At 60.3% G+C, this 22745-nt stretch carries 20 protein-coding genes; 16 read left to right on the forward strand and 4 right to left on the reverse strand.

Features of this window, described 5'->3' with window-relative positions; translation table 11 throughout:
• The first annotated feature begins 36 nt into the window (after window positions 1–36).
• Together LQ220_RS00875 and LQ220_RS00880 are read left to right on the forward strand one after the other, a co-directional pair.
• Window positions 37–2304: a transferrin receptor-like dimerization domain-containing protein gene (locus tag LQ220_RS00875; RefSeq protein WP_230186401.1), complete on the forward strand. Its 2268-nt coding sequence runs from the start codon at window positions 37–39 to the stop codon at window positions 2302–2304.
• Between the two features lie 92 nt (window positions 2305–2396).
• Window positions 2397–3452 (forward strand): DNA topoisomerase IB, encoded by a 1056-nt coding sequence (locus LQ220_RS00880; protein ID WP_230186402.1) that lies wholly within the window; start codon window positions 2397–2399, stop codon window positions 3450–3452.
• Here LQ220_RS00880 and LQ220_RS00885 read toward each other — a convergent pair.
• Window positions 3449–6961 (reverse strand): PAS domain S-box protein, encoded by a 3513-nt coding sequence (locus LQ220_RS00885; RefSeq protein ID WP_230186403.1) that lies wholly within the window; start codon window positions 6959–6961, stop codon window positions 3449–3451. The two genes, LQ220_RS00880 and LQ220_RS00885, sit on opposite strands and share 4 nt — an antisense overlap.
• Window positions 6962–7085: 124 nt before the next feature.
• Between LQ220_RS00885 and LQ220_RS24975 the strand changes: the two genes are divergently transcribed.
• Entirely contained in the window at window positions 7086–7505 is a 420-nt protein-coding gene (locus tag LQ220_RS24975; protein WP_354956654.1) for a PilZ domain-containing protein, read from the forward strand.
• On the opposite strand, the gene LQ220_RS00890 is transcribed toward LQ220_RS24975, so the two are convergent.
• The 3 genes from LQ220_RS00890 to hemN form a co-directional block, all read right to left on the reverse strand.
• Window positions 7448–7666, reverse strand: coding sequence for a DUF5818 domain-containing protein (locus LQ220_RS00890; RefSeq protein ID WP_230186404.1), 219 nt, complete (start codon window positions 7664–7666; stop codon window positions 7448–7450). The genes LQ220_RS24975 and LQ220_RS00890 overlap by 58 nt on opposite strands.
• A gap of 1 nt (window position 7667) precedes the next feature.
• Window positions 7668–8783, reverse strand: a complete 1116-nt coding sequence (gene ald, locus LQ220_RS00895; protein ID WP_230186405.1) for an alanine dehydrogenase — start codon at window positions 8781–8783, stop codon at window positions 7668–7670.
• A 433-nt stretch (window positions 8784–9216) separates the two neighbouring features.
• The gene (gene hemN / locus LQ220_RS00900; RefSeq protein WP_230187213.1) at window positions 9217–10539 is read right to left on the reverse strand and encodes an oxygen-independent coproporphyrinogen III oxidase; all 1323 of its coding nucleotides are present in this window, start codon (window positions 10537–10539) and stop codon (window positions 9217–9219) included.
• A 136-nt stretch (window positions 10540–10675) separates the two neighbouring features.
• On the opposite strand from hemN, the gene LQ220_RS00905 reads away from it, so the two are divergent.
• The 13 genes from LQ220_RS00905 (at window position 10676) to ccoS (ending at window position 22669) form a co-directional block, all read left to right on the forward strand.
• On the forward strand, window positions 10676–11344 hold the full coding sequence (locus LQ220_RS00905) for an OmpW family outer membrane protein (protein WP_230187214.1): 669 nt from the start codon (window positions 10676–10678) through the stop codon (window positions 11342–11344).
• Window positions 11345–11424: 80 nt separating this feature from the next.
• A complete protein-coding gene (locus LQ220_RS00910) occupies window positions 11425–12240 on the forward strand; it encodes a universal stress protein (RefSeq protein WP_230186406.1) in 816 nt (271 codons plus the stop codon).
• Between the two features lie 21 nt (window positions 12241–12261).
• Window positions 12262–13404, forward strand: coding sequence for a PAS domain-containing sensor histidine kinase (locus LQ220_RS00915; RefSeq protein WP_230186407.1), 1143 nt, complete (start codon window positions 12262–12264; stop codon window positions 13402–13404).
• Between the two features lie 4 nt (window positions 13405–13408).
• Window positions 13409–14023 carry a response regulator gene (locus tag LQ220_RS00920; protein WP_230186408.1) on the forward strand — a complete coding sequence of 205 codons (615 nt, stop codon included), beginning with the start codon at window positions 13409–13411 and terminating at the stop codon, window positions 14021–14023.
• Window positions 14024–14153: 130 nt separating this feature from the next.
• Window positions 14154–14843 carry a Crp/Fnr family transcriptional regulator gene (locus tag LQ220_RS00925; protein ID WP_230186409.1) on the forward strand — a complete coding sequence of 230 codons (690 nt, stop codon included), beginning with the start codon at window positions 14154–14156 and terminating at the stop codon, window positions 14841–14843.
• 127 nt (window positions 14844–14970) lie between these two features.
• The gene (gene ccoN / locus LQ220_RS00930) at window positions 14971–16626 is read left to right on the forward strand and encodes a cytochrome-c oxidase, cbb3-type subunit I (protein ID WP_230186410.1); all 1656 of its coding nucleotides are present in this window, start codon (window positions 14971–14973) and stop codon (window positions 16624–16626) included.
• A gap of 12 nt (window positions 16627–16638) precedes the next feature.
• Window positions 16639–17373 (forward strand): cytochrome-c oxidase, cbb3-type subunit II, encoded by a 735-nt coding sequence (ccoO, locus tag LQ220_RS00935; protein WP_230186411.1) that lies wholly within the window; start codon window positions 16639–16641, stop codon window positions 17371–17373.
• The gene (locus tag LQ220_RS00940; RefSeq protein WP_230186412.1) at window positions 17370–17546 is read left to right on the forward strand and encodes a cbb3-type cytochrome c oxidase subunit 3; all 177 of its coding nucleotides are present in this window, start codon (window positions 17370–17372) and stop codon (window positions 17544–17546) included. Before ccoO ends, LQ220_RS00940 begins: the two co-directional genes overlap by 4 nt.
• Window positions 17539–18489 carry a cytochrome-c oxidase, cbb3-type subunit III gene (gene ccoP / locus LQ220_RS00945; RefSeq protein WP_230186413.1) on the forward strand — a complete coding sequence of 317 codons (951 nt, stop codon included), beginning with the start codon at window positions 17539–17541 and terminating at the stop codon, window positions 18487–18489. Before LQ220_RS00940 ends, ccoP begins: the two co-directional genes overlap by 8 nt.
• Window positions 18476–19918 carry a cytochrome c oxidase accessory protein CcoG gene (gene ccoG / locus LQ220_RS00950; RefSeq protein ID WP_230186414.1) on the forward strand — a complete coding sequence of 481 codons (1443 nt, stop codon included), beginning with the start codon at window positions 18476–18478 and terminating at the stop codon, window positions 19916–19918. Before ccoP ends, ccoG begins: the two co-directional genes overlap by 14 nt.
• On the forward strand, window positions 19915–20406 hold the full coding sequence (locus tag LQ220_RS00955; RefSeq protein ID WP_230186415.1) for a FixH family protein: 492 nt from the start codon (window positions 19915–19917) through the stop codon (window positions 20404–20406). The genes ccoG and LQ220_RS00955 overlap by 4 nt, the downstream gene beginning before the upstream one ends.
• Window positions 20406–22523 carry a heavy metal translocating P-type ATPase gene (locus LQ220_RS00960; RefSeq protein WP_230186416.1) on the forward strand — a complete coding sequence of 706 codons (2118 nt, stop codon included), beginning with the start codon at window positions 20406–20408 and terminating at the stop codon, window positions 22521–22523. The genes LQ220_RS00955 and LQ220_RS00960 overlap by 1 nt, the downstream gene beginning before the upstream one ends.
• Window positions 22520–22669 (forward strand): cbb3-type cytochrome oxidase assembly protein CcoS, encoded by a 150-nt coding sequence (gene ccoS, locus LQ220_RS00965; RefSeq protein ID WP_230186417.1) that lies wholly within the window; start codon window positions 22520–22522, stop codon window positions 22667–22669. Before LQ220_RS00960 ends, ccoS begins: the two co-directional genes overlap by 4 nt.
• Window positions 22670–22745: the final 76 nt, after the last annotated feature.

Below are 22745 nucleotides of genomic sequence, written 5' to 3' on the forward strand. Positions count from 1 at the left end.
CTTCGTTTCATAATCGAATCTGAACAGGGGACCATCATGCATCGATCACCACGCCGTATTTCCGTCCGGACCATGCTGATGTTCGCCGCCGCCAGCCTCGCGCTGGCGAGCGGCGCGGCGCAGGCTGGAGGGGCGCTCAATCCGGCGCATGAGGCGGCGTTGGATGCGTCGATCAGTTCGGCGGACCAGGTGGCCTGGATGAAGGACATGGCCTCTGCCCCCAACCATGTCGGCGCGCCGCATGATCGCGCCAATGCCGAAATGATCCTCGCCAAATTCCGCGAATGGGGATGGGATGCGGAGATCGAGACGTTCGACGTGCTCTATCCCACGCCGATCAGCACGACTGTCGAGATGGTGACGCCCGAAAAGATCGTGCTGGGCGGTCAGGAACCGGCGATCCCCGAAGATGCGACATCCGGCAACACTGCAACAGCGCTGCCCCCCTATGTCGCTTTTCAGGGCGACGGTGATGTCACCGCCGGGATCGTGTATGTGAATTATGGCCTGCCCGCCGATTATGACGCGCTGGAGCGGCGCGGGGTCAGCGTGAAGGGCAAGATTGCGGTGGCGCGCTATGGCGGCGGCTGGCGTGGCTTGAAGCCCAAGCTGGCGCAGGAACATGGCGCGGTCGGCTGCATTATCTATTCCGACCCCGCTGACGATGGCTATGGCGAGGGCGATGTCTATCCCAAGGGCGGCGCGCGGCCTGACTTTGGGGTGCAACGCGGATCGGTGGCGGACATGACCACCTATCCCGGCGATCCGCTGACCCCCGGCATCGGCGCGACCAAGAATGCCAAGCGGCTGACGCGGGACCAGGCGGCAACGATCCTGAAGATCCCCGTGCTGCCCATGTCCTATGGGGATGCGCGCAAGTTGCTGGCGGCGATGGATGGCCCGATTGCACCGGACAGCTTCCGGGGCGGTCTGCCGATCACCTATCATCTGGGCGGCAGCGACGCGGTGAAGCTGCATCTCGCGGTCAAGTCCGATTGGTCGTTGAAGACTGTGTACAACGTCATCGCGAAGTTGAAGGGCAGCGAGCTTCCCGATCAGTGGGTGGTGCGCGGCAATCATCACGATGCCTGGGTATTCGGCGCGTCCGATCCGCTGAGCGGCAATGTCGCGATGCTGTCCGAAGCCAAGGCGCTGGGCGCGCTGGTCAAGTCCGGCTGGCGACCCAAGCGCACCATCGTCTATGCAAGCTGGGACGCGGAAGAACCGATGTTGCTTGGCTCGACCGAATGGGCCGAAGCACATGGCAAGGAATTGCAGCAAAAGGCGATCATCTACATCAACACCGACGGCAATGGCCGTGGCGTGCTGGGTGCGGAAGGCAGCCATGACTGGCAGCATATGGTCAATCAGGTGGCCGCCGATGTTACCGATCCGCAAACTGGCGCCAGCGTCGGCGAACGCCTGCGCGCGAAGATCCGCACCGACGCCTATGACAAGATCGGCAAAACCGATGCAACCGCCTTGAAAGCCGCTGAAACCGGGGATGATCTGCCCATCGGGGCGCTGGGGTCGGGGTCCGACTTCTCGACCTTCCTGCAGCATTTGGGGATTCCGGCGCTCAATATCGGCTATGGCGGAGAAGAGGAGTCGGGAGGCGTCTATCATTCGATTTACGACAGTTACGATCACTTCACACGTTTCGACGATCCCGGCCTTGCCTATGGCGCGACACTGTCAAAAACCATTGGGCGCATGGTGCTGCGCATTGCCGATGCCGACACGCCGCCGCAGCGCTTTGGCGACCTGGCAACGACCGTGGCGCGCTATCTCGACGAGGTGCGTAAGCTGGCCGACGACCGCAAGGCAGAGGACGATACCCGCGCCAAGCTGCTGACGGCAGGCGCGTTCAAGCTGTCGTCCGATCCGCGCAAGCCGGTCACCCCGCCGCGCGCCGATCCGACAACGCCCTTCGTCGAACTCGCGCCGCTCGCCAATGGCGTGGAAACGCTCAAGAAAAGCGCGGCAGCTTTCGACGCAGCCTATGCTGCGCAAGGCGCAAAATTGACGCCAGCCGCGCGCACAAAGCTCAATGCCATGCTGCAGAATATCGACCAGTTGCTCTTGTCGGAGCGCGGGTTGCCGATGCGGCCGTGGTACAAGAACCTGATCTACGCGCCGGGGCGCTTCACCGGCTATGGTGCCAAGACTTTACCGGGCGTGCGCGAAGCCATTGAAGAGCGCCGGTTCGATGACGCGAATCTCTATGCTAAACTGACGGGAGAGGCGCTGACAGCTTATGCTGTGCGACTCGACGCTGCGCGGGCGTTGCTCCCGGCGGGGTAAGCGTAGGTTCCGCCGGGGCATCTCGGTCCCCGGCGGAACATTGTCAGCCATGCAAGCGTATCGTCTTCATTGAAAAGAAGGCATTTACAAGCGTGACAACGCCCGCATCGTCCGACGCACAATCGGCACTTAACTTCGTCAGTGACGATATCCCCGGCATTACGCGCCGCCGATCCGGCACTGGCTTTTCCTATCGTTGCCCGGATGGATCGGCGATCAAGGACAAGGCGACGCTGGCCCGCATCCGCGCGCTGGCCATACCCCCGGCCTATGGGGATGTGTGGATATGCCCGGACCCCGACGGTCATCTTCAGGCGACGGGGCGCGATGCGCGGGGTCGCAAGCAATATCGCTATCATGCGGCATTCCGGGCAGAACGGGATCAGGACAAGTACAAGCGGCTGATCGCCTTTGCAAAGGCGCTGCCCGAAGTACGTGCGACTGTCCGCAGCCATATGGCGAAGCGCGGTCTTCCGCGTGAGAAGGTTTTGGCGACGGTCATCCACCTGCTCGATATTTCCATGATCCGTGTGGGCAATGCCGACTATGCGCGCGACAATGGCAGCTTCGGTCTGACCACGTTGCGCAATCGCCATGTCGCCGTCGAACCATCCCGCTTGCGATTCCGGTTCAAGGGCAAGAGCGGGAAGCCGTGGGACATCACCATCCGCGACCGCCGCGTCGCCCGTCTGATGAAATCGATCCAGGAACTGCCGGGCCAGCATCTGTTCCAATATCTCGATGAAGATGGCGAAGCGTGCGAAGTGACGTCCGCCGACGTCAATGCTTATCTGAAAGAGATCAGCGGCGCAGACATTACGGCCAAGGATTTCCGGACATGGCATGGCACGGTGATCGCTGCGCTGGAACTCGCTGCCTGCCCCCCATCTACGAGCAATGCCGCGACTAAACGGCAGTTGGTGGCGGCAATCGACCGCGTCGCGTCGCGCCTTGGCAATACGCGCAGTGTGTGCCGTGCCTGCTATATCCACCCGGCCGTCATGGACCACTATACCGAAGGCACGCTGCGGCTTTCCGTTTCGTCATCGAACACCGACGCTGACGACGATCTGGATGCAGGGGAGCGGGCGGTCCTGGCTTTTCTTCGCCGCAACGCGCGCGAACAGGCCAAGGCCCAAGCAGCCTAGCCTTCGATGATCGCACGGACCCGCGTGGAGAGAGCTTCGATCGTGAACGGCTTCGTGACCATCGCCATACCGGGTTCCAGAAAGCCCGATGCCAAGGCGGCCGTCTCGGCATAGCCGGTCATGAAGAGTATCTTGAGGCCAGGACGCGCTGTGCGCGCAGCGTCGGCCACTTGCCTGCCGTCCATACCGGGCAGGCCGATGTCAGTGATCAACAGGTCGATTCTGCTATCGGATTGAAGCACCGCGATGCCTTCCAGGCCGTCAGCGGCTTCCATGACGCGATAGCCCAAGTCGTCGAGCGTTTCGACGATAAGGCCGCGCACGACCGGCTCATCCTCTACCACCAGCACCACTTCGCCTTCATCGGCGCGGAGGTCTTCGGCAATTTGCGATGTGGCATCTTCCGTCCTTGCCTCGCCATGATGGCGGGGAAGAGACAGTGTGAAGGTGGTGCCCTTGCCTCGTTCGCTCGAAATCTGCGCATAGCCTTCCGACTGGCGCGCAAAGCCGTAGATCATCGACAGGCCTAGCCCGGTTCCCTGTCCCTGAGGCTTGGTGGTGAAGAAAGGTTCGAAAGCTCGGGCAATCGTGTCCGGGTCCATTCCCGATCCCGTGTCGGTAACATTGATCGCGATATATTCGCCGGCCTTCAGTTCGCGATGCATAGCCATATCCGTCTCTTCGAAGCGGGCATTATGCGTTTCGATGGTCAATGTCCCGCCGTCTGGCATTGCATCGCGCGCATTGATGGCGAGGTTCAGGATCGCATTTTCAAGCTGGTTGGGATCGCACAGGGTGAGCCAGAGATCGTCCGCAAGGTTCATATGGAGCGTAATGCGCTCGCCCATGGTGCGGCGCAGCAGATCATCCATCGATGCCATGAGGGGATTGGCGCGGACCGGTTGCGGATCGAGGGGTTGTCGGCGAGAGAAAGCCAGCAGCCGATGCGTCAGTGCGGCTGCCCGATTGGCGGCTGTCGTCGCACCGGTGATGAACCGATCAAGATCGGTCGTGCGTCCCTGCGCCATGCGCCGCTGGATAATTTCCAGGCTTCCGGTGATGCCCTGCAACAGGTTGTTGAAGTCGTGCGCGATGCCGCCCGTGAGTTGTCCCACGGCTTCCATCTTTTGCGATTGGCGCAAGGCTTCCTCAGTCGCCATCAGCGTTGCCGCGGCTTCCCGCTCTGCGGTGATGTCGCGGCCAAATCCATAAAGCGTTTCGTTTTCGGGAACCGTCGTCCACGAAATGGTCCGCCGCTCGCCGCTGGCCGTCAAAAAGACATTTTCAAATTCAATGACCGGAATGCCGCCCGCCAATTGGGCCATACCCGCAGCGCCGGTTTCCCGATCGTCTTCGGCAACGAAATCCATGACGTTGCGGCCGACGGTCTGTTGCGGCGTCCAGCCCAATACCTTCGTCCAGGACGGATTGACGGTCTGAATCTCCCCTCCCGTCGTAGCGACGACTTTAAGAACTGGCGAAAGCGTCCAGATGCGTTCACGATCTCGCGCAAGGGCGCGCTCGTCGGTAACATCGCGGCCGACAGCATGAATATAGCCCGAGTCCGAGACGGCGTTCCAATCGAGCAACCGATAATTGCCATCTTTGGTCCGGTAGCGATTTTCGAAATAGAGTGTAGCGGTGCCTTCAGCCAGTCTGGCTACATTTGCGGTAGTGGTCGGGATGTCTTCAGGGTGCAGAAAAGCCGAAAGCGATTGCCCGATCATTTCGGTTTCGGCCCAACCCAATAGCCGCTTTCCAGTTGGATTGACGGCAGTAATCACCCCTTCGCGATTGCAGATAAGCATCAAATCTTGGGACAATGTCCAAAGGCGATCGCGATCACGCGCAGTCTCTGCCTCGGCGGCTTTCTGGTCCTGAATATCGGTGTTGGTACCGATCCAGCGAAGAATTCTGCCATCTGGACTGCGTATCGGCAACGCACGGACAATATGCCAACGATACTCGTCATCGAAGCGACGGATCCGAAATTCGGTCTCATAGATTTCGCCCGTCGCTACTGACGTCATCCAACGTTCTGTAGCAGCAGGGCGGTCGTCGGGGTGCAGCATGTCGAGCCAGCTATGCTCCTGACCTGTAGCCATATCTGGGCCAAGATAGGCCAGCGTTCGGTCGTTGAACCAGTCTAGCACACCGTCGGCCTGCGCAGTCCAGACATGGTTTGGCATCGTCTGCGCGAAGGTGTGGAATTGTAACTCGCTCGCTGCGACGGCATCGCGGGCGATGACTTGCTCTGTTACATCTGCGCCTTGAATAAAGATGCCCGCGATCGTGCCGTCGGCATCCCGGATGGGCTGAAAAACGAAATTGACGAAATGCTCACACGCCGGTTGATCGGAGGAACTCTGCGTAACGTAGCGCGTATTTTCGCCCACGCGGGGTTCGCCAGTCCGATAAACCCTGTCCAGCAATGTCAGGAAACCCTGTTCGACCAGATCGGGCAATGCGTCGCTTATGGACTTTCCCAGAACCTGCCGTTCGCCGATCAACCGCGTGAAGCCGGGATTGACGCGCTCCAGAATATGAGAAGGACCGCGAAGCATCGCCATGAACGTCGGCGACTGTTCGAACATCTGCGCCAATTGCTCGCGTTCCGTCGCGAGGGCCCGCTGTGTTAAGACCTGATCGGTGATATCGCGCGCCACACCGACAAAACGCACGAAGCGACCGTCCGGGTCATGTTCCGTCTCTCCCTTTCGCGCGATCCATCGGATCTCGCCGGTATCCGCGCGTCGGATGCGATATTCTACATCCGTCGTTACATCGCCCGCGATCCGCTTCGCACGGGTGGAAACCAAAGAAGAGTCTTCAGCAATGATAAGCCGCTCAAAAGCTGTCGCATCCCGGGTTGCGCCTTCGGCAAAGCCGTAGAGCCGATAGAATGTCGGCGACCCTTCGATGATCCCGTGAGAATCGACCGAGAAAACCCCAATGCCGCCTGCTTCCTGTGCCCGCCGCAATTGCGCCTGCATGTCGCGTAGAGTGTCCTCGGCAATCCGTTGGCTGGTGTCATCGCGCAGGACATTTATGAAACCGGTGATGACACCATCGGGATCACGCAGAGGCGTTATCTCTCCACTGCTCTTGCTGTCCCTTTCAGATTGTCCGGGCAGATGAATGCCCTGCGTCCCCCGCTCAGCGAAAATGTCATCGATGATAGGACGGATTTGTTCCATCGCGACGCCCCAAACGTCATCGACGCTGGCACCCATCGCGCCTGAAGCTGGGGTAGCTAACAGCGGACAACATGCCGCGTTGAAGAAAAGCGCCGGATCGTCGCGGCCCCATATCAGGATCGTCGCCTCCGGCGCGTGGAGAATGAAACTCAAGGCAAGCTTGAGTGCCTCAGGCCAGGTCTGTGGCAAACCGAGCGGATGGGTCGACCAGTCTCGCGCAAGAATAAGCGTCGTGGCATCGCCGCCGCCATCGAGGAAGCGCAAGGGAGGGGGGAGAGATGCTGCGACCGATGTCATGGGTTCTTCGATCATGACCCAAGCATTGGCAGCGGCTAAAGTCTAGCGCGATTTCATACCTTTCACGCCGTTGTTGCAATAGTGATAACGAAGATGAAACGAGTTGCCTGTATTGTGCGGAGCGGAACGGAGGAATGGGATGACCTTGTCAGCGGAACAGCCGCTTGCGCCGCGCAAACTGTCTGCGCCCAGCCGCCTTGAAGATCGCCGCAAAATACGGCGGTCGAAAATCTTCGTACCCTTGATATTGACGATGCCGCATGGTGAGGTTCGCGCGCATCTTCTTGACATCGGGACAGGGGGTGCTTTGTGCTTCAGCGAAACGCAGCCTCAGTTTGACTCCATAGTCGATATCTGTTGGTATTCCACGAGGTGGGCGGCCCGTGTCATCTGGATCAATGGCCGCCGTTTTGGACTACGTTTTTTGTCGCCGCTAAGTCTGGAGAGCGTACAGGGCGTCATAGAAGACGGTGCCCGCCGTAAGAGGGTGCACCATATCGATCAGGCCGCTGCTACGCCCTCTGCTTCGACCACATCTCCGCCGATCAGAACCCCTTGAACTCTTACACGTTTTTCGACGAGATCCACGGGCACTCGGTGTAGCAGCAATCGCCACGTGCCACCCACGTCGCGATCGAGCAGGAAACCGCCTGCATCGCGGATCAGCCGCCCCGTCTCATCGATCGGCACGTCGCGTGACGACAGAGCGTCCTCCGGCATCTCAGGCGACGGCTTCTGCCGCCGGGGTGTAGGGCAGGCCGAGATCCTGCGCGACGGCTTCGTACGTCACTTTGCCATCCCACACGTTCAGCCCGGCAAGAAGATGCGGGTCGCGTTTCAACGCTGCCTTCCATCCCAGATCGGCAATGCGGAGCGCATGAGGCAGTGTCACGTTGTTGAGCGCATAGGTGCTGGTGCGCGCCACTGCGCCGGGCATATTGGCGACACAATAATGCACGATGCCATCGACGATATAGGTCGGATCGGCGTGGGTGGTCGCATGACTCGTTTCGAAACAGCCACCCTGATCGATCGCAACATCGACCAGCACTGCGCCCGGCTTCATTGTCTTGAGCATTTCGGCTGTCACGAGCTTGGGCGCAGCGGCCCCGGGGATCAGTACCGCACCGACGACCAGATCGGCGTCCGCGACACATTCCGCCAGATTGGCACGGTTGGAAAAGCGCGTCTTGGCACGTGCTTCGAAATACATACCGAGCTTTTCAAGCACTTCCGGGCTACGGTCGAGTATCGTCACATCCGCACCCAGGCCTGCGGCCATCTGTGCGGCATTAAAGCCCACCACGCCGCCGCCGATCACCGCGACCTTCGCAGGCAGTACGCCCGGCACACCGCCCAGCAATACGCCACGCCCACCATGCGCCTTTTCCAGCGCGGTTGCTCCGGCCTGAATCGCCATGCGACCGGCGACCTGACTCATCGGCTTGAGCAGGGGAAGCCCACCGCTCTCGTCGGTCACAGTTTCATAGGCGATGCACACCGCACCGCTTTTAACCAGATCGCAGGTCTGATCCGGATCAGGGGCAAGGTGCAGATATGTATACAGGATCTGGCCCGGACGCAGCATGGCGCGCTCCACCGGCTGCGGTTCCTTGACCTTCACGATCATCTCGGCGCGCGCGAACACTTCGGCAGCCGTTGCAATGATTTCCGCACCGGCCTTTATATAGGCAGCATCATTGGCCCCGATGCCATTACCTGCATTGGCTTCGACCAGCACGCTATGGCCATGCGCAGTCAATTCATGCACGCTCTCAGGCGTCAGGCCGACGCGATATTCATGATTTTTGATTTCCTTGACGGTGCCGACGATCATCGCTCACTCCTTCAGGCGCTGTCAAACGCGCCGTAATTATATTACCTGTTTCGATAATATAATTCCGCCGTTCTGAAAACCCCGAATCGGCTGACAAAAAGCGTCCGGAAATGACCGCATGATGTGTGGTCGCACCCTTCAGAAGGGCAGGACCGTCAGTGCCATGGCCGCTATTTGCTTTCCTGCACCGCTAACTATGCGATTTTTTTGAGCGCGACTCTACTGGTTCAGCCGACTCGTCTTTTTCCGGGTGCCGATTGCATGGCACGCCATGGCGCACGGGTCGTTATGCGGCCCCTTGTTGCGGGGCTGAGGCACAGGTGCGAAGCCGCCGCCGCACATGGCAACGAACATGATGTCGGAACGCGCGAAGACGGCGCTCGGAAACGCCAGTCCAGTCAGGGCGGCAACCGACAGGCATAGAGCGAAGCGCCTATATGGCATTACTGAATCGCGCTTGGCTGGGCTCCAGGCGGCCGTCGAAAATCGCAGCGATCGTTCTTCGATACGGCGTTGCGTCCGCCGCCAATAGTATACGATCGGCATCGTAGGTCAGAAGGTCTCGGCGCGCAAAATCGTCCAGCAACGCCGTTTCGTGTGGAGTGAGACGCGCCGCGGGCAGACGTGCTTCGCCATGACACAGCAGATCGAAGATGATCTGTCGCTGCAGACTATCCTGCATGCTGGCATGAACGCCGCGCTCCGAAGGAAGCTGACCAGCCGAAAGACGCATGCGATATCGCCCGACATTCTTCTCATTCTGAACGATCAGGCCGGGAAACTGGCTGATCGCCGATGCGCCCAGACCGATCAGCACGGATGAGGCGTCGTCGGTAAAGCCCTGAAAATTGCGACCGAGGCGTTTTTCGGCGGCTGCCACGGCAAGGGCATCGTGCGGCTTTGCAAAGTGATCGAAACCCACTGCGCGATATCCGCCATGGGTAAGCTGTTCATGGCCCAAAGCGGCCATCGCGAACCGTGCGGCGGCGTCAGGCAGATTGCTATCGTCGATCCTGCGCTGACGCGGGAGCAGCCTTGGCACGTGCGCATAGCCAAACAGCGCAATCCGGTCTGGTCCCAGTTGCATGGCCAGCGCCAACGTCTCGGCCAGATCGTCAGCACTTTGCCCCGGCAGGCCATACATCAGGTCGAAGCTCACAGTGGCCATGCCCGCACGACGAAGTGCGGCCATGCTGTCCGATATGCGCTCGAAAGGCTGAATGCGGCCGATCTTTGCCTGAACATGGGGCGCAAAGGTCTGTACGCCCATGCTGACGCGCGTGACGCCGGTCGCTTTAAGCGTGTCGATCCACCGCTGGTCCAAGCTACGCGGATCGACTTCTACGGCGATTTCGGCATCGGTTTCGCCGAAACAGCGTGCGATCTGATCCAATAGTCGCACGAAATCGACGGGTGGCAATGCGTTGGGGCTGCCGCCGCCCCATGCGATTCGCCGGATCTTTCCCCGTCCGCCCAGATGCTGGGCAACCAAGGCGATTTCGCTTTCCAATGCCTCGACATAAGCAGCCAGTCGATGGGCCTTGCCTGCGGCGCCTGTGTTGCAACCGCAATACCAGCATATCTCATGGCAATAGGGGACGTGAAGATATAGCGAGATATCTTCCTCCGGCTGCACCTTCGCGAGCGCACTTGCCATTTCCACCATGCCCACCGCAGAGCTGAAATCCACCGCAGTAGGATAGCTCGTATAGCGCGGTACCGCGCGTTCGAGCAGCTCAGGGTAGTATGTCCACATGCGGCATGTCTGCGCCGTCGGCGTCGATACCGCATTGATCCCGGTCAAAGTTTTTGTTGCGCACCGTCAATGCGGGTTGCGGCTGCCCGGCTCAGGAGATGCGGGAGACTTTTCGAGCATGGAATGGAGACTGATGATGACAAACCCCCGGTTCACTGCCGCCGCAGCACTGGCCATGGTGGCCTGCATGGTTGCACCGCAGGCATGGGCGAAGCAGGGCGACGTTCTGTTGCGGGCCCGGGCGATCATGGTCGCACCCAATGAGAAAAGCAGCGCCATCCTGCCCGCCTTCCCCGGCGAACAAGTCAAGGTGAACAACAGCGTGATGCCCGAAGTCGACGTCACCTATATGGCGACCGATCATATCGGCTTTGAACTGATCGCCGCGACCACGAAGCATTCGGCCAGCGGTATAAGCGGAACGACGGGATCGCTCGGCAAGCTGGCCTCCACCTGGGTGCTGCCCCCGACACTGACTATGCAGTATCACCCCATCGTGGACGGTCATGTTCGGCCCTATATTGGCGCCGGAGTGAACTACACTCTCTTCTATTCCGAAAAGCCGTCGGCGGCTTTGGTCGCCGCTGTCGGTCCCACCAAAGTGCATATGAGCAGCAGTTTCGGGCTGGCCGCGCAAGCCGGCGTCGATATCGATCTTAGCGAGAAGATGTTCCTGAACTTCGACATCAAATATATCGGCATCGACACCAACGCGCGGCTTAACACGACCGCAGCCGGGGTGCAGCGGGTGAAGATCGACCTCGATCCGATCGTCGTCGGAGTGGGCATCGGCATGCGACTCTAGTGACTAAGGATATTTACGGATGGGCAATAAATGGCTCCGGCCAGTAGCGTCTCCGTAAATATCCCGCCGGAGTTAAGTTCATGAAATCGATTCTCGTGCATATCCATGACGACTCCGGTCAGAAGGCACGACTGCAAGCCGCACTGGATCTCACGCGGGCAAGCGGAGGCCATCTCACTTGCCTGCAGATTACGCCGTATAACGAAATGGTGACGCTTGACCCATTGGGCGGCGCCTATGCGCTTGCAGTCGATATGGCGCAGATGCGTGAAGCGGAAGTGGCCAGCCAGCAGACACTGGAAGCACAACTGCACCATGAGGACGTCAACTGGGATTGGCAGCATGGCGAAGGGGATGCCGCAACTTGCTTGCTGCGCGCATCTCGCTTGGCCGATGTCGTCGTCGTAACGCTCCCGCGTGGCGACCGATACTATCCCGGTGCACTGCTCCCTATCGTGGGCGATCTGGTAACGCATTGCCGCAGCAGCGTTCTCGCTCTGCCGCCCGCTGTAGGCACCATCGACATAGCCGGCCGAGCCCTGGTGGCTTGGGACGGATCCCATGAAGCGGCCGTTGCACTTTTGCGAGCCACGCCCTTGCTCAAGCGAGCGAGCGAGGTTCACGTCGTCATGATCGAGGAACGGGACAAGCCTGTTTTCCCGCCAACAGACGCCAGTATTTATCTTTCCCGGCATGGGATATATTCTGAACTGCATGAGTGGCCGCGCAAGGACCGAACGGTCGAGGAAGCGCTGATCCACGCAATTGGGGAATTGAAAGCGGACTGGATGGTGATGGGCGCGTTCGGCCACAGCCGCCTGCGCGAAACCATCTTCGGCGGCGTTACGCGCTATCTTCTGGCGGAAAGCCCGGTGCCACTGTTGCTCGCCCATTGAAACCGGGCCATAGTCGGACAAATGCCGATCGACCAACTGCCAGCAAATACGAAACTGGATGATACAGCGACCTTGGAACAGGCGCTGCTAAGCTCCATTTTGTCGACAATTCCCGATGCACTGATCGTCATAGATGCGCGTGCGCATATCGTTTCCTTCAGTGCGGCAGCGCAACGGATGTTCGACTATTCGGAAGCCGATGTGCTTGGCGAGAATATCATGATGCTGATGCCGTCCCCCGATCGGGAACGGCACGACAGTTATATGACCAACTATCTTCAGACTGGCGTGCGAAAGATCATCGGAATTGGTCGGCTTACGACCGCGCTGCGGCGCGACGGATCGACCTTTCCGATAGAGCTGCAGGTCGGGGAACTCCATGATGGCAGCGATCGGTTCTTTACCGGGTTCATCCGCGATCTGACCGAGCGGCAGCAGACCGAGCGGCGATTGCAGGACTTGCAGGCCGAGCTGGCGCATACGGCGCGTGTGACAGCGATGGGGACGTTGGCATCGGCGCTGGCGCATGAGCTTAACCAGCCGCTGACAGCCATTGCGAACTATATGGAAGCAGCACGCGATCTGCTGGCCGAGCCAGAACCGGACCGCGCACTGCTGGCCGAGGCGCTGGACGAGTCGGCGGCGCAGGCTTTGCGCGCCGGGGATATCATCCGATCGCTGCGCGAATTCATCAAGCGTGGCGACTCCCATCGTCAGCCCGAACAACTGCGTGCGGTCCTGGCGGAAGGGACGGCACTGGCCTTTATCGGTGTCGATAGCCGGGGCATCGACATGGATATCGCAACCGATGCCGGCGTCGATATGGTACTTATCAACCGTGTTCAGATTCAACAGGTCGTGATCAATCTGGTCCGCAATGCCGTCGAAGCCATGGCGGGCAAAACAGTCCGCCTTCTGCGAATCACGGCGGGTCTCGACGCGACCGGGCGCGTCGAAGTAAGCGTGTCGGACAGTGGAACGGGATTGTCGCCGGAAGTGGAGCGACAGATTTTTACACCGTTCCACAGTACCAAACCAGCAGGATTGGGGGTCGGCCTGTCGATTTGCCAGACCATCGTCGAAGCGCATGGTGGGCGCATATGGGCCACGCCATCGCGCTGGGGCGGCTCCAACTTCCATTTCACCATCGATCCGGCGGAGTGAACCCATGACCAGCGATGCTCTGCCTATCTTTATCGTGGACGATGACGAAGGGATCCGCCGGTCGGTCTCTTTTCTGCTCAAGACCAGCGGTTATTCCGTCCAGACGTTCAGCGGGGGCCTGGAGTTTCTCAAGGTAGCGGCATCGCTCGATACCGGATGCGTACTGCTGGATGTGCGTATGCCGGACATCGACGGACTGGCCGTCCAGCGCAGACTGCACGAAGAAGGCATCATGCTGCCGGTCATCATCATGACGGGTCATGGCGATATCGACATGGCCGTCACGGCAATGCGCGCAGGTGCAATAGACTTTATCGAAAAGCCCTTCGGCAAGGCGACACTGATCGCCAGTCTGGATCGCGCAAAGGCGCAGGCGCAGACCAGCCTGACGGTTATCACTCAGCGTGAACATGCCTTGTCACGGCTCAACATATTGACGGATCGTGAGCGCGACGTGCTCAGGGGACTTGTTGCGGGCCTGCCTAACAAGACTATTGCCTATGACCTGGGCATAAGTCCGCGTACGGTCGAAATCCATCGATCCAACCTGATGCTGAAGCTGAATGTGCGAAGCTTGTCAGAGGTCTTGCGCATCGCTTTTCAGGCAGGGGTCAGCTAACCGGATACGGACAATTACGGATTGGGCACTGCCCCATCCTTTGTATGTTGCCGGATATGAGCAACATCATTGATCTAACGCAACGGACATCGAAATTCCGGCAGTCAGCATTCCCGAACGGGCATGCCGCATGAGTGCCTGCAACAGCTGCGTGGTTCGTACGCAGGCAATGTGCTCGATTCTCAGTGATCGGGAACGCGAAGAATTCGCGCGACTGGGTCGGCAGATGGCGGTGCCCACAGGGCAGACGTTGATGTGGGAAGGTGCCGACTCGATGGTCGTGGCCAATGTGGTCTCGGGTGCGCTCAAACTGTCGACCTCGGTCCAGGATGGGCGTGAGCAGATCGTCGGTGTGGTGTATCCGTCCGATTTCATTGGCCGCCCGTTCGGCAAGACCAGCCCCCACAGCGTCACTGCCTTGTCGGACGCGCGGCTATGCGTTTTCCCGCGAGGCGCATTTGACATGTTCGCGCGCTCGCATCCGGATCTTGAGCATCGGTTGCTGCGGCGGACGCTGGACGAACTGGACCGTGCCCGAGGCTGGATGCTTCTGCTGGGGCGTGCGAGCGCCCGTGAAAAGGTCGCAACATTCATTCGGGACGTCGCAGGACGTCTTGCTGCCGAAGGAGACGCACCGCTCACCCGGTTTGATCTGCCTCTATCCCGCCAGCAGATAGCCGACATACTGGGCCTCACGATCGAGACGGTATGCCGTCAGCTCACCGCGATGAAGCGCGCTGGCGTGATCGATCTGATCGGGCGTCGCGGCGTAGCCATCCTCAATCCGGACCAACTGGAAGACATGGCACACGCCGCTTGAACCAGGTCGTGGCGTAGGGGCTTTCCCGTACAGACTGGCTTCCACGCAATTGACTAGGGTCAATGTATAGACGGACCGCGCCGTGCAGGGCGGGCGGGTAAATCGATCGCTTTGTGCGGGGGACCAGATGGAACAACTACTCAGTAAGGCCGGCGGCTGGTTCGCGCTGGGCATCGCCGCATTGCTCGCGGCGGCCTTTGCCGTGGATCAGGGATATGCTGTCCACATGAGCATTGTCGGCGGAGTAGCGCTGCTACTTTCCGTGTTGACGATGCGGGGCGGCGATTATGGCGCCATTGCGCGCGGCGCCTTGAAGATGCCGGTCGATCTTGGCCATTATGACGACGATCCGATACGCTGGGGCGTTATCGCCACAGTCTTCTGGGGCCTTGCCGGCTTTCTAGTCGGGCTGTTCATTGCACTTCAGCTTGCGTTTCCCGCGCTCAACCTTGGGATCGAATATACCAGTTTCGGTCGGTTGCGGCCGTTGCACACGTCGGCCGTCATATTCGCATTTGGCGGCAATGCGCTGATCGCAACCAGCTTCTACGTCGTGCAGCGCACCTGCCGCGCCCGGCTGGCCTTCCCGGCGATGGCGCGTTTCGTGTTCTGGGGATACCAGATGTTCATCGTGCTGGCGGCTACCGGCTATATGATGGGCATTACCGAGGGGAAGGAATATGCCGAGCCGGAATGGTATGTCGACCTGTGGCTGACGATCGTCTGGGTCTGCTACCTGCTGGTCTTCGGCGGCACGATCATGCGGCGCAAGGAGCCGCATATCTATGTCGCCAACTGGTTCTACCTCGCCTTCATCATCACCATTGCGATGCTCCACATCGTCAACAACCTGTCCATGCCGGTCAGCCTGTTGGGATCGAAAAGCTACAGCGCTTTTGCAGGCGTGCAGGATGCGCTGACGCAGTGGTGGTATGGTCATAACGCAGTCGGGTTTTTCCTGACTGCAGGCTTCCTGGCGATGATGTATTATTTCGTGCCGAAGCAAGCCGAACGGCCTGTGTACAGCTATCGCCTGTCGATCATTCACTTCTGGTCGCTGATCTTCCTGTATATCTGGGCCGGTCCGCACCATCTTCACTACACCGCGCTGCCCGACTGGGCACAGACGCTGGGCATGGTCTTTTCGATCATGCTGTGGATGCCAAGCTGGGGCGGCATGATCAACGGCCTGATGACGCTGAACGGCGCATGGGACAAGATCCGTACCGATCCTATTATCCGCATGATGGTCATGGCGCTCGCTTTCTACGGCATGAGCACGTTCGAAGGGCCGATGATGTCGATCAAATCGGTCAACAGCCTGTCGCACTACACGAACTGGACGGTGGGCCATGTCCACTCCGGCGCGCTGGGCTGGAACGGCATGATCACCTTCGCCTGCCTCTATTACATGACACCGCGTCTATGGGGGCGTGAGCGGCTCTATTCGCTGCGGATGGTCAACTGGCACTTCTGGTGCGCGACCATCGGTATCGTCCTCTATGCGTCGGCCATGTGGGTCGCGGGCATCATGCAAGGGCTGATGTGGCGGGAATATGGAGCGGACGGGTATCTCGTCTACTCCTTCGCCGAAGTCGTGAGCGCCATGTTCCCGATGTATGTAATCCGGGCCGCAGGTGGGCTGCTCTATCTGTCCGGTGCCATCATCATGGCGGTCAATATCGGCCTGACGATTGCGGGCAGCCTGCGCACCGAAAAGCCGATGCGCGATGCAGCCTACGACGCTGCGGCTGATCGTCCCTTCATCGCCACCCCCGCATAAGGATCAGGGAACATGGCATCCAAATTTTTCGACCATGGCAAGCTGGAGCGGAACATCTCGCTGCTCGGCATTGCGGCCCTTATAACAGTGGCGATCGGCGGCATCGTGGAGATCGCACCGCTCTTCTGGATCGACAGCACGGTCGAGAAGGTCGAGGGGGTGCGGCCTTACACTCCGCTCGAACTGGCCGGACGCAACATCTACATTCGCGAAGGCTGCTACAACTGTCATAGCCAGATGATCCGGCCCTTCCGTGACGAAGTGGAACGCTACGGCCATTACAGTCTGGCGGCGGAAAGCATGTACGATCATCCGTTCCAGTGGGGATCGGAGCGCACCGGCCCCGATCTGGCGCGGGTCGGCGGCAAATATTCCGACGAATGGCATGTCCAGCATCTGAAGGATCCGCGTTCGGTCGTGCCGGAATCGATCATGCCGACATATCCCTTTCTGAGCGAACGCGAGCTGAAGCCGGGCGACATGCGCGATCACCTGACCGCTCTGAGCCGCGTTGGCGTGCCTTATTCGAAGGAAGCCATCGCTGCCGCCAATGACGACCTGACGAGCCAAGCGGATGCCGACGCAGACAGCAAGGGTCTGGTCGCCCGATATCCCAATGCAAAGGTCCGGGATTTCGATGGCGATCCGGCCAAGCTGACGGAGATGGATGCGCTTGTCGCCTATCTCCAGCTTTTGGGCACGCAGGTCGATTTCGAAGCTGCCAAGGCACAGGAGAAGGCGAAATGAGCTACGACGCGCTCCGCCATTTTGCCGATAGCTGGGGACTGGTCGGGATGGGCCTGCTCTATTTGCTGCTCGTCGGCTGGCATTTCCGCCCCGGCGGTAAGGCACGCTCTCGCGACGCGATGATGACGATTTTCCACGAAGACTCACACAGCACGGAGGCCGATCATGGCTGAGCCCGGCAACGATAGCACAAAACCGCACATCGATGAGGTCACCGGCACCCCGACAAAGGGGCACGAGTGGGACGGGATCGTGGAACTGGACACGCCCCTGCCGCGCTGGTGGCTGTGGACCTTCTATGCCTGTATCGCCTTTGCGATAGGGTATGTCATCGCCTATCCGGCTATCCCGATGCTCAATAGCGCGTCGAAGGGTCTGCTGGGCTGGTCGAGCCGCGGTGACCTGACCGCTGAAATGGGCCGCGAACAGGCGCGGATGGCACCCGTCGTTCAGGCGATCGCCAGTGCCGATATCGAAAAACTGGCGGGCCAGCCCAAGCTGATGCGCGCTGCCATCGAAGGGGGACGGGCCGCATTCCGCGTCAATTGCGTACAGTGCCACGGTTCGGGCGCTGCGGGCGCAAAGGGCTATCCCAATCTGAATGACGACGACTGGCTGTGGGGCGGCGATCTCAAGACCATTGAAAAGACGCTGACCGATGGCATTCGCAACCCCGATCATGATGCCACTCGCATGTCGCTGATGCCTGCCTTCGGGAAGGATCAGTTGCTGGCCGCTCCGGCTGTCGATGATGTCGTTGCCTATGTCCGCACGATCAGCCGCCAGCAGCCAGCCGATGCGGCGTCACGGCGGGGGGCCACTGTCTTCGCCGATAATTGTGCGGTGTGTCATGGCGCGCAAGGCAAGGGTAACCGTGATCTCGGCGCACCCAATCTGACCGATGGCATCTGGCTGTACGGTGGCGATACGGACGCGATCCATCAGACTGTCTGGAACAGCCGTCGGGGTGTCATGCCACGCTGGGGTGACAAGCTGTCGCCTGCGACGATCCGCATGCTGGCTGTCTACGTCCACAGCCTGGGCGGCGGCGAAGCCAGCCCGGCATTGGCGCCGGTCATCGCAGCAACGAAGGAAGAGGCCAATGTCCGGCCCTGATCTCCTGACTGTGGGGCGTTATGCCAAACGGCAACCCGTCTATCCCAAGGCGATAGACGGGACGTTCCGCCGTTTAAAATGGGCGATCATGGCCGTCACCCTCGCGATCTATTGGGTGACGCCGTGGCTCCGTTGGGATCGCGGCCCTTACGCGCCCGATCAGGCCGTGCTTATCGATCTGGCGCATCGTCGCTTTTACATGTTCGCGATCGAAATCTGGCCGCAGGAATTCTATTATGTGGCCGGCCTGCTCATCATGGCAGGTATCGGCTTATTTCTGGTGACGTCGGCCGTAGGTCGCGCATGGTGCGGCTATGCCTGCCCCCAGACGGTCTGGACCGACCTCTATCAGCATGTCGAACGCTTCATCGATGGCGACCGCAATGCGCAGATGCGCCTGAACAAGGCACCGTGGGGCATGGCGAAACTTGCCAAGCGAATGGTCAAATGGAGCATCTGGCTTGCCATTGCCTTTGCAACGGGTGGCGCGTGGATATTCTATTTCGCCGACGCGCCTACGCTCAGCCATGATTTCTGGACGGGTCAGGCCGCTTACGTAGCTTACGCAACGGTTGCCGTACTCACTGCCACGACGTTCGTCCTCGGCGGCTTCATGCGGGAGCAAGTGTGCATCTACATGTGCCCCTGGCCCCGTATCCAAAGCGCCATGCTGGACGAGAAGTCGCTGGTCGTTACCTATCGCCACTGGCGCGGCGAACCGCGCGGTAGCCTGAAGGCGGCTGCCACCACGCCGACCGGCTTTGGCGACTGCATCGACTGCAACCAATGCGTAGCTGTCTGCCCAACCGGCGTCGACATCCGCCAGGGGCCGCAGATCGGCTGCATCACTTGCGGCCTCTGCATCGATGCGTGCGACCGGGTCATGGCGAAGACCGGCAAGCCGCGCGGCCTGATCGACTATCTGACCGAAGACGATGCGACAGCCGAAAAAGCAGGCGGACAGCCCAAATCGGTGTTGCGGTCGCTGCTGCATGTTCGCACCGTCGTCTATTTTACGCTTTGGTGTGCAATCGGGGCTGCCATGCTGTTCGCGCTTGGTGCGCGCGATCGCATCGGCATCGATGTGCAGCAGGACCGTAATCCGCTCTATGTCCAGCTTTCCGATGGCGCCGTGCGTAATGCCTTCACGGTGAAGCTGCGTAATATGCAAAGTCGCCCGCGCCGGATGGAAGTGGCTCTGTCAGGCTTGCCGGGTGCTAAGATGTGGAGCGAAGATTTGACGCGCGCTGCGGGCAGCACGTCGGTCAGTTTCACCGTCCCAGCCGATAGCGTATTGCGGGCGCGTCTGTTCGTTGCATCCACAGCGCCTGCCGCCCACCGACAGGATTTCAGCTTCACTGTCCGCGCGCTCGATAAGGAGGGCGGTACGGCTCACGAATCCGTCCATTTCGAAGGGCCACAGCCATGACGCAGCCGGGCCCACAGGCTTTGCCGGAAAAGGTGCGCCGGTTCACGGGACGTCACATGACACTGATCCTCGTCTCATTTTTCGCGGTAGTGATTGCCGTCAATTTTACGATGGCTACTCTGGCGATTAAAGGCTTTGGCGGCACGGTCGTCGACAACAGCTATGTGGCCAGTCAGGCATATAATGGCTGGCTTGAGGCCGCGCGCGTGCAGGCAAGGCTGGGATGGACCGCGCAGGTGGCGCTCGATCCGTCGCGCCATGTTCGCGTTACGCTGAACGATGCGGCTGGTATTCTACTAAGCGGTGCACAGGTGACGGGCATAGCCGAGCACCCCTTGGGGCGGCTACCCGATCGTACGCTTGCCTTCAGAGAGACGACACCGGGCGTTTACACGTCGGCGGGTGCGCTGCCCAACGGTCGCTGGCAGGTCGCGCTGACGGTGCGCCACGATCGCGGCGTGATGCGGATCGCGCAGGAAGTCCGCTGATGGCCACTGCACCCGATCTTACATTGCTGCACATCGACTTCGCTGTCCCGGGGTTGCGTTGTGCCGGGTGCATTGCAAAGCTCGAAAATGGATTGGCCGCCGTCCCCGGCATCCATAATGCCCGTGTCAACTTCGCGGCCAAGCGCGTCACCATCGACCATGATGCCGCGTGCGATCCGCCCGGTATCAAGGCGGCAATTGCGGCAATCGGGTTCGAAGCTGAGCCTCTGGTAGTCGAAGGATTGGATCAGGAGGCGGCCGAAAGCCGCCGCCTGCTGCGTGCATTGGCGGTGTCGGGCTTTGCGGCCATGAACATCATGCTGCTGTCGGTATCCGTCTGGTCTGGCGCTGACGGTGCCACGCGCACGCTGTTCCACTGGCTGTCTGCCATGATAGCATTGCCCACCGTCGCTTATGCGGGCCAGGTATTTTTCCGGTCGGCGTGGGTCGCGTTGCGTCATGGCCGCACCAATATGGACGTACCGATCTCCATTGGCGTGCTGCTGACCACGGGCATGAGCCTGTACGAGACAATCATCGGCGGCGCACATGCGTGGTTCGACGGTGCGGTGATGCTGATGTTCTTCCTGCTCGCCGGGCGGTGGATGGACAACGCCATGCGCCGTCGTGCACGCGATGGGGTGGCCGCGCTGTTGCGACAAAGCGCTCCGGGCGCTTTCGTTCGTGGCGGCGACGACAGCCTCGTCTGGACGACTGCCGAGGCTTTGCGTCCAGAAATGGTGATGGAGGTTGCTGCAGGGGACAGGTTTGCTGCCGATGGCCAGATCTTGAGCGGAACTGGCAGCATCGACATGGCCTTCCTGACCGGCGAAAGTGCAGCGCGGCAGGTGGCGCCGGGCGATACTGTCTATGCGGGCGCGCTCAATCTCGATGGACCGCTCTCGGTAACCGTATCCGCGGCAGGGCGTGACACTAGCATCGCCGATATCGCCCGCATGATGGAGCAGGCGACACAAGGCAAATCGCGCTACGTTCGCATCGCCGACCGTGCAGCGCGGATCTATGCGCCTGCCGTCCATACGCTTGCCGCGCTCTCCTTCGCAGGCTGGATGATATCCGGGGCGGGTGTGCACCAGTCGCTGTTGATCGCCGCCGCCGTGCTGCTCATTACCTGCCCCTGCGCGTTGGGCCTCGCGGTGCCTGCTGCGCAGATCGTCGCTTGCGGCGCGCTGATGCGCAAAGGCGTGCTGATCAAGGATGGGTCGGCACTGGAGCGGCTGGCCGAAACCACCTTCGTCCTGTTCGACAAGACCGGGACATTGACGCTGGGCCGACCGGAGCCGGTTGGGCTGGAGACCCTATCCGCGAGTGACCGCGCCATTATTCGGGCACTGGCGCAATCGAGCCGTCATCCGCTCAGCAATGCGTTGCGTCTGGCGCTGGAAAAGACGCCGCTTCCAGCGATCCATCTGACCGATGTCCGGGAAACCGCAGGGACGGGAATAGAAGCTAAATATGAAGGACAAACCGTCGCCTTGGGTCGTCCGGCATCGACGCTCGACTGGGCAGGTCTTGCAACGGCCTATCGCGGACCCGACGGTCAGATCTTGCCGATCCTGTTCTCGGACCAGTTGCGCCCGCAAGCCGCCGACGCCATCGGGGCATTGAAGGCCGACGATCTGCAGGTGATGATCGCGAGCGGCGACCGCCTTGCCGCGCTTGATCCGATTGCACGAGAGCTTGGATTGACCGCAACGGCGAACATGTTGCCGGGAGAGAAAATGGCGCTGATCGAACGGCTGGCCAGCGCTGGCGAAAAGGTACTGATGGTCGGTGACGGACTGAACGACGGACCGGCACTGGCCGCTGGCCATGCCAGTCTTGCGCCTGCGTCCGCGAGTGACGCCAGCCAGTTGACGGCGGATGCTGTCTTTCTGGGTGACAGCTTGATGCCGGTCGTCGTCGCCATTCGCGCGGCACGCCGCACTATGCGCGTTGTGCGGCAGAATTTCGTGATCGCTGTCGGCTACAATGCCCTAGCCGTACCGCTGGCAATAGCTGGCTATGTAACCCCGCTGATCGCCGCGCTTGCCATGTCCAGTTCTTCGCTGATCGTGGTCGCCAATGCCCTGCGGCTGAACAGGGCGGCGCGATGACCGGGCTTCTCATCCTCATTCCCATCGCTTTATTGCTTGGGCTGACAGGGCTCTGGAGCTTTTTCTGGGCGTTGGGCAATGGTCAGTTCGAAGACGGGGAGGGCGCTGCACTGCGCATTCTGATCGACGACGATCAGCCGATATGATGTCTTAGGAACATATTGTTCGCGCAAAAGAAAATGGCCCCTTCCGGGTGGGAAGGGGCCATTTCTATATCAGATA

It is taken from the genome of Sphingobium sp. CECT 9361, from assembly GCF_918741285.1.
Lineage (GTDB): Bacteria > Pseudomonadota > Alphaproteobacteria > Sphingomonadales > Sphingomonadaceae > Sphingobium.